Below are 10,551 nucleotides of genomic sequence, written 5' to 3'. Positions count from 1 at the left end.
CTGAAATGCTCATTGACTTGCTAGCGAGATTTTGCAATCTCTTTTTGAACGATTTCTCGTTCGTGCTTACTCACTCGTTGTTCAGTTTTCAAAGATCAATTTCTTTCGTTCTTCCGTCTTCTATCGAAGCCGGATGACTAATATACCACACTAACTTTTCTTTTGCAACTTGTTTTTTTCAAGTTACTTTTACCAGCCTGTCTTGCGGCCGGATTGATAATATACCATGATCCCAACTGCAATGCAATGTTTTATTTTTCCAAGATTAAAAAGTAAATAAGTTCTTTTCTCACCTACATTTATAACATCTCCACAATGAAATTCAAGAGCAATACATAACCGAAAGAAAAACCTTGGAAAATGAGGAACGATAATGGTATTTTCGAAAAAGCATTAATACTGATCCTAATTGCCTTGTGGTTCGCTGACAGACATCTTTGATGATCAGCGGACGTGCCCAGATTTTGGTCACGTTATGGTATTTAAATAAATAAATAAATATGTAGAAATGAAGCCAATCCACTCAATTGTAGTAATGATAAGGGGATTTTTTTGTTTCCATTACTAGTTTGTTCGCTTCTAAAAGTGATGTTTGACCGTTGACTAACCAATGAATATAGCCTTGTCAGATCGGACATAATACCTTTCGACGGTGAAACAGCAGCGAGGTGTAGTGTCGCAGAGCATTCAAAGATAAAACACCAGGGAAGTTGTTATTGAATCGATATTGAAGCGAGGCGATGTGCCGTGGGCTCATTAATGTAGTCATGTACTGCAATAGTGTGTTGAGGTAAAGACCGAGCCAAGTAAGGTTCAAGGCAAAAGTACCATCAATCTATTCACTGTCGAAGAGGACTCCGAAAGGGGGCCTTTTTCTTTTATAACCTACAATTAATTCTTCAACGAACAGAAATATTTTTACTTCTGTTCGTTGAAAATAAAGTTTTAGACTGGGGTTCCTTGTAAGCCTAGTAAAAAAGACTACGATCACCTTTTCTCCTAGGTGGTTGCAGTCTTTTTAGTTTTCAGGTTACATAGAATTCACACTACAAATTCAACAAATACAGGGGATCGAAGCTTTCCATTCTTTGTCCAGTTGCGAGTTTTTATTTTCGCTATAATCAATGGCTCCATATAAGCAAAGTTTTTATTCTCTTTGTATACAAGACGCTGTTTGACGCTGTTTAAGGCTCTCTTATGCTCAGGAGTGAGTCCTAACTCAATTACACCGACTGGAACCTTAGAACCATTTGCAGAGTCAATAGAAGCGAGTAAGCCAAAATCATTTTTTCTATATCCCGAGATGTATACGGATACGATAGTCCAGTTAAATACTTTTAACCATTGTTTTGAGCGTGTATTTAGTCGATAACGTGTATTTGCTTGGGTGCTTATATTTGCTTGTGAACTTGTACTTAATGAATTGTTTGATTCGGCAATGCATTTCATGACTATTCCTTCAAGTCCAAGTTTACTGACCTGGTCAAAATATTCTACCGCGTCTCCTTCAAAAACTCTGACCTTTTTGTAAAAATCATTCTCTATGAACGCTTCTTCAAGCAATTCTTTTCTTTTAAGTAGACTTAGACCAATCACGTCTACTCCCTTGTACCCGTTCCGTTAGAAAGACCGACCTCCACCCCTTGGATAGATGTGACGAAGGAATGTAAGGGCTTTGACCCGTTGAGACATGGGAGTGAAAATCGCTAAGGTCACCGTGGAGAATGCGTGCAGCATTTAGAATGAATTGGGTGATTCAACCCCACCTCTGTTCCCGCATGCCTTTTTAACGAAACGTCTTAATATATCTCGCTATCTTTCAGTCATCGTCGAAACCTACATGGGAGAAATCCTGCGAATAGACGAGCTTGCGTGAGATAATCAAATCATACCGAGGGAGCGTAATGATTTCAATACCCTTTGCTCTCAAAATGAATTATTGTTCAATGTAGTAATTAAAATAATCTTATCGTTAATTTCTGAACGTAAGAATGCTTTTGCATCTTCTTTTCCAGTTAATTGAAGGAAAATCGGTTCATCTTCGCTACTTGCTATCACCGTAAAAGTTAAAAATGGACAGCATTTCCTCTCTAGACTAATCCAAACAGATAAATAGCGCAGTGTATCCGAGTCGCCCGGAAATTGATATTGAAAACCTGCTTCAATCTCCGTTACTGCGAGCCTTCTCTTATCCAACTCACTCCAAATTTCTTTATAATCCAAACGCTCTTCTTTCGTGAAGACCGTATGGCAGCATGCAATCGGTATATCTTTATTCATATGCTTAGCTCCTCCCACTTACACAAGACGTGCAACTGCACCCTGGTTTCATGCATGATGTTCCATTTGCTTTACGACGCTGATAAACAACGACTGCCACAGCAATAAGAACTAGAGCTAAAATAACAATAACTACTGGGTTTAAAAAGAAAGAAGATATTCCAAGAACTGCCGCGCCTCCAAGTAAAGGCAATGCACAACAAAGCGCGCATGCTCCAAGAATACCTAGCCCCGCTAACCATTCGCTTTTTTTCATTTACTCCACCACCTCATTAATATTATAATTTTAGTATAATACTTAAAGCTAACTTTAAGTCAAGTGAGGTGCGTACAAATGTCAGAACTTAGTATTGGTCAACTAGCTGCTAAAGCAGATGTGAATCCATCGACTCTTCGGTATTACGAATCCATCGGGTTACTACCAAATACAGACCGTAAAAATGGTCAGCGTCGCTATTCCGAAAGCCTGCTGGAGCGAATTACATTTATAAAAATAGCACAGCATACCGGTTTTACGATCCCAGAAATTGCGGTTTTACTTGAAGGATTTGAAACAATCCCTCCATCGGATAGATGGGAAGAAATGGCGAGAGAAAAACGCGCTCATCTTGAAGAGAAAAAGAAACAAATCAATTCGATGATTCAAATTTTAGACGATGGATTAAATTGCAAATGTCTTACCTGGTCTGAATGCTTTGATAAAATAAAAACTACTGGTACTTGTTCATAGTGAAAGGAGCAATCTATTTTGTTATTAACTATCCTAATCTTCATCATTGCAGGTCTTGCAGAAATAGGTGGGGGTTATATGGTTTGGCTTTGGCTACGTGAATCCAAGCCCTTGTGGTACGGCATTGTAGGCAGTCTTATATTAATCATCTATGGCATCATTCCAACGTTGCAGAGTTTTCCAACGTTTGGACGTGTGTATGCCGCTTACGGTGGAGTTTTCGTAATTTTAGCAGTCCTTTGGGGCTGGTTTGTTGATAAAAAAACACCAGATATGTATGACTGGATAGGGGCTGCTATTTGCATTGTAGGCGTGTCTATAATGCTATGGGCTCCAAGAAGCTAGTAGATTCTTATAGATTCTAAATCGCAAGCTACCACCACGCTAATCTGCCCGTTAGCTCAACAGGCTACTGACCTACGACAACCTACTTAGATACATTGATTGATGAGAAGTATAGATTTAAATCAATTCTTACTGTTCTAAATTGCGCTTTGGCAAAAATACTTTGTTCTTGTCCAAAAAAGTAGCTAAGTATATATGTTCTTGTCTACATTTACGGCAATAGATATATGTTCTTGTACAAATATTCGTCAAAAGATATATGTTCTTGACACAAATATTTTTGTTTTTTCCTTGCATGATGTTGTTGTCACTAAATTGTTTCCATAAGAATCCTAAAATATAAAAAACTATTCGTAGAACTCCCGCCGTGGCAAAGGATATATGTTCTTGTTCAGTATCGGTGTAAAGGATGTAAGTTCTTGTCTTATGAAAAAGACAAGAACTTACATCCTTAAAATAAAAAAACCGCGCTGTGCGCGGATCTCTATAGATATATGTTCTTGTCCTCTTACATCGACGTTTATTAACGAAACTGTCCTTGTTATACAATCACACCATCAATAAACTTAAAGATACGATTAATATTCTCTTTTGTTTCTAATAGAAGAGAACTATGAATTGCATGTGGAATAATTTCAAGAATTACTCGTTCTTCCCCGCAAAGATCATTTGCAGCTAATGCAAATTCAATAGACTGCTGCATAGGAATTATCTCGTCACCACTCCCATGCTGCAATAGCAGTTTGGGCATAGCTGTATGAATATATGACATTGGATTCGCCTTTTTCACCTGTTCACTTAACTCATTAATGGATGAGCCAACAAATGTCGTGCACACGCTTTCATCATTATGAAAGGGAAACTCATCGTCTTGTGTCGGCGGATCTGTAGGTTCATACTCATCTTCATTTTGATCAGGTGATTCCGTTCTCAAAAACTTATTTATAACACTGTTAATTCTCAATTGCTTATCCAGTGTTGAAAAATCGGTTATTGGATACCATGAAACGCCGGCCCTAATGGCTGCTGAAACACAATTATTCTTATCCTGCTCCTTGTCAAAGTACTCATTTTTTTCGAACAGACACGCCATTAATGCCATATATCCTCCCGCACTGCCCCCCCAAGCTATCATATTTTTGTCATCCAATGATAATTGTTGTGCATTAGCACGAAGATATTTTATTGCTTGTTTAATATCACGCACAGGATATGGAAATATGGCTTCATTATTAAGCCGATATTCGATACCAACAACAGCATATCCCCTATTTAAGCCTTCTAACATAGGCTCTACACAATCGCTTTGCCCTTTATCTCCCCAAGTAAATCCACCCCCATGAATAGATAAGATTACAGGAAAGGGGCCGTCTCCTTTTTCTGGAAGCCATACATCCAGCTTTTGTGAAGTAGAATCGCTTCCGTATGCCAAATTGAAATATCCTCTTTTCCCGTCGACGGATAAAATTTTGCCAGGTTTTCTCCAATGCCTTAATGACATAATAAGCACTCCTATTCATTCTATTATCTCAACTTTCGCTGCCTATGGCATGATCCTTGAAACGCGCTAGCATTTCAACAGCCTTGCCTCCCGTTACGATCGAACATGGCATCATCAAAGATAATGGCCGTCTCTCTACTGGCGGGAGGTCAGTTTCTCGACCCTTTGAACCGTATGCGTCACTTTGCTCAATTCATAAACATTTTGGACAAGTTCAGTCTTTTTGCTGAACTTGCCCAAAAGGCAGGCTTACAATTGGAGCCTGCCGCCATGCTGCTGTACAACTTTACCAGCAATCACATTGCCTAGCTCGCATGCGTGCCTTAACGAATAACCCCTTGCTAATCCAGCTATAAAAGCACCTGTGTGCGCGTCGCCTGCCCCAATCGTATCCACGACCTTAACAATCTCGGTTTCCACCAGGCCACTGTCCTCCGAAGAGCAGAACAGGGTGCCGTCGCCTCCCAACGTTACGATGACCGGCTCATTCGTCCGTCGAGTCAGCTTTTGGGCAGCCTCATGCGCGTCCGCTTCTCCCATCAAAGCGGTGATTTCGGATTTATTGGCATGTACAATCGTACCCATACTGAGTATCCTCTCTACGATTTGCGGCTCCAGAAACGCTCCGCGCGGCCCCGGATCGAATACGATTTTCCCTGTTGCCTTCCGCTCACTCAGCGCATCAAGAATGACCGCGCCCGAATGACCTTCCAGTTCATAGCCGCTAACATAGATGTAATCATATGCGCAAAGTTCGATGTGTTCGAACCAGCGACGCTCCCAGCGCGACTCTATGCCCGGAATCGTGATAAAGGTTCTCTCGCCGTCATGTTCAACAATGGACAGATTCCAGCCGTTGTCTCCGGATGCGTCCTCTAGCATCAGCGCAATGCCATCGTGATGCAATTGGCCTCTGACAACATCGGCATAAGCCCCCTTTCCTACCGGGGCGAATAAACCGTGATTCACGCGCAGCTGCTTCAAAATATTGGATACATTATATGCGCAGCCTCCAACTACTGTTTCTTTGTGCTCGGCCACTACATCTTCCGCTGTGTGGGGGAGTTTATCCAGCTGGATAATCACATCCACGACAGCAGCGCCGATCACTAAGATGTTACCGCTTTCCCCTGACACGGCATGCTGAACCAAATTCGTATTCACTTCAAATCTCCTCCTTACTTTTCAATTGATAGAGAATGATCGTAACGATGGCGCTCGCCGCGAAAGCCATTAATACACCTAGGCTGCTATCCTTGAAAATCCCTTTAGCGAACGGACCGTTGAAGAATGGTGAATTCGTGAATAGAAAACCTACAATGATGCCTGCTAACCAGCTGAAAATACCATTGTAGTTAAGGGATTTTCCCGTTGTATGATCCAGCAGTGCAGCATCGTAGCCAGCTTTTCGGCGAAGCAGTATATAGTCGAACATGAAGCTCGCGGCCCAAGAAGCAAGCCCGATTCCCAGAATGCCGAGGAACAGCTGGAAGTTCCACAGGAAGTCCTCGGAAAAGAACAATACATATATCGGAATCAGTATCATAATTAACGCATGAATCGAGATCGCCGTTGCATTGCCAACTCGAATATTCAAGGTTTCCAGATTGACGCGCGCGGACTTCAAGCTAATAATACATTGCGGAATCAAGCCGCCAATCGCTGTAATGAAGTACAGCACCGTCATCCATTTCGGCAGCGCTTGGCCGATCGCTTCAATCGGATTCGACGAGGAAACCAGGTCTGGAACAGAGGTACTAAGCAGAATGCCGACTCCCATAATAAGGAACAAGGGGATGAATGCTCCCACCGTCACACTGGCAAAAACCTTTTTCGCCGAATGGACCGGATTCTGATACGCGCTGTAATCGGCAGCAGCAATGGACCAGCTGATTCCCGTTCCCGCCACAATAATGGAGATTGCGGGAAGGAAGCTACCCAACCAGTCGCCGTTGCTCATGCTCAACAATGCCGTCCAATCCGTCTTGGGAATAAGAATGATCAATATGAGAAAAGTCAGCGCACCGAAGACGTAGGTGAAGAAGGTTTGAATTTTAACAAGCATATTTTGCCCAAACAAGCTCGATGCAAGTATAAGCAGGACGAACACAGCCAAGCTGATGACCATTAATACACCTGATTGGCCAAGGCCGAAAATACCAAACAAGGACATTAAGGTCAAGGTCCCCGTAACAACGTTAACCGCAAGCCACCCTACAAGGCTCAGCCAGCCGAGCAGATTTGGAATGTAATTGCCCTTCACGCCGAAGGCGGCTCTCGACAATACGAAAGTTGTGCCTCCTGCCTTAAGACCCGAGATGCTTAGATAGCCAACTAGTCCAAAAGACAATGCGCCTATTACCGCAGCCATAATCGATTGGATGAAGCTTAACTTGTAACCAACGATCAACGCGCCCATTACAACACCTAGAATTCCAATATTGCCAGCAAACCATATAAAGAATAACTCCTTAGGACTTCCTGTTCTTTCAGCATTCGGGATAAAAATATCAGACCTCGAGTTAGACATGTGCTTTTCCCCCTATAATTAATGTGGATGGATCAATGTTGCTCTCTGAAAACAAGAATTCGATCTGCATATTGGTCAAAATCAACGTCGTTCGCCTGGTCAATTAATTGCTTCCAGCTTGTGTCGATCGCATCCACTCCCGTTTTGGCTCCGCAAATGGCTGTCGCCATCGCTCCTATTGTATCCGTATCCCCGCCTAGATTAGCACATAGCAGGCTGCAGCGCTGAGGCTCCTTGGCGTAATAGGCAATGGCCAATGCCGCTGGTACAGATTCACTCGTAATAACTCCGGTGCCAATAATATCATAGATGGTTTGCAGGAATTGCTCTTCATCATCTTCATAACGCTTGGCAAATTCCAATGCTAACTTCAATCTTCCAGATAGCGAGGCGCTGTAAGTCTCGGCTCCGTAGGCTTTCGCTATATCGTATATATCTATAGCATTCTGCATAATGGAATCCCAGGATTTGTCCTCCATCGCAGAACCGACAGCAGCAGCAATCATCGCCGCTCCTCCGACCGCTACATCAGTGGAATGCGTCACTTTACTAATGTTGAACACGAACTTGGACAGCGCTATCTGCTCTTCCTGCAGGAACATACACCCTACAGGCGCGATACGCATCGCGGCGCCATTCGTTTCCGCCTTCGAAGTAAATTCAGTAACGTCCTTACCTTCTCTCAGTGCCAGCAATGCCGCTTTGGAGCTTGGACCAAGGATATTATTATCGAAAGCATGGTATTTATCTGCCCACTCCAACAGGTGTCTGCCAATAACACGTTCATCCGGCACAAAGTCATTTTCAATTAAAGCATCGAGGATAAGCAGCGCTTGCGACGTATCATCGGTATATTGTCCTCGCGTAAAGTTCCGAGCTACTTCATTCTCTTGCGGACCGTCCAGAAAATCCGTAATCTTTCCAAAAAAAGCCTTAACCTTGTTTCTACCCCACAGTTCAGACGGCATACCCATAGCATCCCCGATAGCCATTCCATACAGGGCTCCAAGAACTTTCTTCTTCATGTTAATCCCCTACTTTATTATTATTTTTAACTTATACGCTTGTACGTATGAGTTATTTTAAAGGATAAGCCGATTTCACTCGGCAGAACTCCCTCTATGGAAGCCCTTTCTAAATATGCGTGACGACTTTAAACTCAGCATTCGGTCCGTAGATAACCTCTACCTTTTCAACCTCTGTTCCGTCTTCACCGTGAACACTGCCTTCCGCCATAATAAGCGGAATATCTCCCTCATAACCGAACAGCTGCTTCGTCCTCTTATCTCCAAGAATCGGATGGATGCCAAGCGTTGCATGCTGAGGATAAATGTTGTAATTCTGATTCATTATGTTGTATAACGATTGCTCGGAGAAATCATATTGATCTATACCTGGAAATAACGCTAGCGGCACATAGGAAGTGTCAAGCGTTAGCCACTTTGTATGCGTTTCCCTTCGAGTTCCTCTAAGCCTAATCAATTTCATAAATTGGCCATTATTTAAACTTATGATTTCCTTGTTCAACACTTGCGATACTGGAATCTCGTTCTTCTTGCGTGCATAATCGGTGAAGCCGCTAAAATTCCAAATGTTTTGCTTCATTTCCCTCAAGCAAACCATCGTACCTTTGCCATGCAGCTTAATCAGAAGCGCCTCGTCCACAAGGTTGGCTATCGCTTTGCGGATTGTTGTTCTTGTTACGTCATAGGTTTTCATCATTTCAGTCTCGGAGGGGATGATTTCCCCTTCCTTATATTTCCCGCATATAATGTCATCTCGAATGATGTTCTGCAATTGGACATATAAGGGAACACTTTCGTGCTTGTTAAGCATATCTTCCTCCTTGCACCTAAAATCGTATAATGCCCTTATCAATGAACATTGGATCCTTGCACCAATCCGCTCTTCATGCAAGATTGCCGACTCGCCCACCGAAAGCAGCCCAACAATAAAAACTTTCTCATTTACTAAGTTCTACACTCATACGTATGAGTTGTTCCTACTATATCAAGTTCTTGCGGATTTGACAATATGAAAAAACAAATATCGAAGACTTTCAAGTAGTTCAACCGTTGTGGTGATTCAGTCGGATTCATTAAATCTAATGTAATCATTTTTTCCCTCTCTAAAAATATTATGGAAAAAATATTTCACATTTCTTTTGAAAATATCCTTTTTTGATTTCGCAAGACTGCCCGTTAGTTTAATCGCCCCCCCGGGTTGACTGACTTGCTTGCTTCCATACGACGACTAAGGATTTCCTCCATATAAGAAATTATATAGGCGTTCACGCAATAGAGTGCACGCCTATTTAACTTCAAAATTTAATTTGTCACTTCAAGACTTTGTTTGTTACTTCAAGACTTTATTTGTCACTTCAAAACTTTATTGTCTACTTCAAAACATATTTATCACCCAACAATTCTTCTGTTGGGAGACATTAAAGTTTTGAAGTGCAGAAATCCAGCAAACATAAGGGTTTGCTGGATATTTTATAAAAATAAAATGACAAATATAGTTTTGAAGTGGTTATGGTGCTCAAAAATGCCTAAATACAATTAAGTTATGAAGTACTTCTGACACAAATAAAAGCCGACTGTTCATTGAACTAACGTGTCCCGTTAGCTTAACAAATAACTGAGTTTATTTCCTTTTAAAATACGCAAAAATACACTGTCGGGGATGAAAAATAGAGATATTAACTATAATCTATTTCATGACTATCTAATTTACCATTTTGATCAAATTGTAATCGAAGCAAACTAACACTAACACCCATTAATCCTGCTGTGCCCAAGTAGTAAACATATTGAATATTAGGTTTATCAATCTTTTGCTCAGGTTTTCCTAGTAAACGAATGATTTCTTCTTCTGTCATTCCTACAAGTTCGTATTTATTTATCAAATTATATACCATATCATTCCTTTTCTCAGGTTCTTTTAACCAACCATCTTTATTAAATTGTTGATCACACGCACAGAGAAATAGTAATACTAACAAAGAGAGGAATATCTTTTTCACAGTTTTCACTCCTATCGACGGATCTCTCTCAATATTAGACGAAAATGGGGAGAAATCGTTGCGTTATTCTGCCCGTTAGGTGAGCGAAAGGCTGCCGATCGTGCCGGCAGCCTCCCATTGCTGTGTATTGAACAAACGTT

General features: G+C 41.6%; 11 protein-coding genes. 2 read left to right on the top strand and 9 right to left on the bottom strand.

Annotated elements, in window-relative coordinates; translation table 11 throughout:
* Window positions 1–1,041 precede the first annotated feature (1,041 nt).
* The 3 genes from GC098_RS02730 to merT all read right to left on the bottom strand — a co-directional run bounded on the left by GC098_RS02730 (window position 1,042) and on the right by merT (window position 2,536).
* Complete coding sequence (locus tag GC098_RS02730) at window positions 1,042–1,596, bottom strand: ATP-dependent DNA ligase (protein WP_171640739.1); 555 nt, start codon at window positions 1,594–1,596, stop codon at window positions 1,042–1,044.
* 330 nt (window positions 1,597–1,926) lie between these two features.
* Entirely contained in the window at window positions 1,927–2,280 is a 354-nt protein-coding gene (locus tag GC098_RS02725) for a hypothetical protein (protein ID WP_216625131.1), read from the bottom strand.
* Between the two features lie 4 nt (window positions 2,281–2,284).
* Window positions 2,285–2,536 carry a mercuric ion transporter MerT gene (gene merT, locus GC098_RS02720; RefSeq protein ID WP_171640737.1) on the bottom strand — a complete coding sequence of 84 codons (252 nt, stop codon included), beginning with the start codon at window positions 2,534–2,536 and terminating at the stop codon, window positions 2,285–2,287.
* 78 nt (window positions 2,537–2,614) lie between these two features.
* Between merT and GC098_RS02715 the strand changes: the two genes are divergently transcribed.
* Together GC098_RS02715 and GC098_RS02710 are read left to right on the top strand one after the other, a co-directional pair.
* Window positions 2,615–3,010, top strand: a complete 396-nt coding sequence (locus GC098_RS02715; RefSeq protein WP_171640735.1) for a MerR family transcriptional regulator — start codon at window positions 2,615–2,617, stop codon at window positions 3,008–3,010.
* Window positions 3,011–3,028: 18 nt separating this feature from the next.
* Window positions 3,029–3,355: a YnfA family protein gene (locus GC098_RS02710; RefSeq protein ID WP_171640733.1), complete on the top strand. Its 327-nt coding sequence runs from the start codon at window positions 3,029–3,031 to the stop codon at window positions 3,353–3,355.
* Window positions 3,356–3,896: 541 nt separating this feature from the next.
* Here GC098_RS02710 and GC098_RS02705 read toward each other — a convergent pair.
* The 6 genes from GC098_RS02705 to GC098_RS02680 form a co-directional block, all read right to left on the bottom strand.
* Entirely contained in the window at window positions 3,897–4,856 is a 960-nt protein-coding gene (locus tag GC098_RS02705; protein ID WP_171640731.1) for an alpha/beta hydrolase, read from the bottom strand.
* Window positions 4,857–5,105: 249 nt separating this feature from the next.
* Complete coding sequence (locus GC098_RS02700; RefSeq protein WP_171640728.1) at window positions 5,106–6,020, bottom strand: PfkB family carbohydrate kinase; 915 nt, start codon at window positions 6,018–6,020, stop codon at window positions 5,106–5,108.
* 1 nt (window position 6,021) lies between these two features.
* Entirely contained in the window at window positions 6,022–7,386 is a 1,365-nt protein-coding gene (locus GC098_RS02695; RefSeq protein WP_171640726.1) for a purine-cytosine permease family protein, read from the bottom strand.
* Window positions 7,387–7,418: 32 nt separating this feature from the next.
* Window positions 7,419–8,411, bottom strand: a complete 993-nt coding sequence (locus GC098_RS02690; protein ID WP_171640724.1) for an ADP-ribosylglycohydrolase family protein — start codon at window positions 8,409–8,411, stop codon at window positions 7,419–7,421.
* Between the two features lie 109 nt (window positions 8,412–8,520).
* Window positions 8,521–9,222, bottom strand: coding sequence for a GntR family transcriptional regulator (locus GC098_RS02685; protein ID WP_171640722.1), 702 nt, complete (start codon window positions 9,220–9,222; stop codon window positions 8,521–8,523).
* Window positions 9,223–10,087: 865 nt separating this feature from the next.
* Window positions 10,088–10,411, bottom strand: a complete 324-nt coding sequence (locus tag GC098_RS02680) for a hypothetical protein (RefSeq protein ID WP_171640720.1) — start codon at window positions 10,409–10,411, stop codon at window positions 10,088–10,090.
* Window positions 10,412–10,551 lie beyond the last annotated feature (140 nt).

It is taken from the genome of Paenibacillus phytorum, from assembly GCF_013141715.1.
In the GTDB taxonomy this organism is placed as follows: domain Bacteria; phylum Bacillota; class Bacilli; order Paenibacillales; family NBRC-103111; genus Paenibacillus_E; species Paenibacillus_E phytorum.
Note: the sequence above shows the minus strand (reverse complement) of the source record. Positions and strands in the feature narration are given on the sequence as shown.

Bases quoted from the DNA above. Each gene is read 5' to 3' on its own strand.
- GC098_RS02695 (WP_171640726.1), bottom strand. From the start codon at position 7,386: ATGTCTAACTCGAGGTCTGATATTTTTATCCCGAATGCTGAAAGAACA.
- GC098_RS02690 (WP_171640724.1), bottom strand. From the start codon at position 8,411: ATGAAGAAGAAAGTTCTTGGAGCCCTGTATGGAATGGCTATCGGGGAT.
- GC098_RS02725 (WP_216625131.1), bottom strand. From the start codon at position 2,280: ATGAATAAAGATATACCGATTGCATGCTGCCATACGGTCTTCACGAAA.
- merT (WP_171640737.1), bottom strand. From the start codon at position 2,536: ATGAAAAAAAGCGAATGGTTAGCGGGGCTAGGTATTCTTGGAGCATGC.
- GC098_RS02705 (WP_171640731.1), bottom strand. From the start codon at position 4,856: ATGTCATTAAGGCATTGGAGAAAACCTGGCAAAATTTTATCCGTCGAC.
- GC098_RS02685 (WP_171640722.1), bottom strand. From the start codon at position 9,222: ATGCTTAACAAGCACGAAAGTGTTCCCTTATATGTCCAATTGCAGAAC.
- GC098_RS02715 (WP_171640735.1), top strand. From the start codon at position 2,615: ATGTCAGAACTTAGTATTGGTCAACTAGCTGCTAAAGCAGATGTGAAT.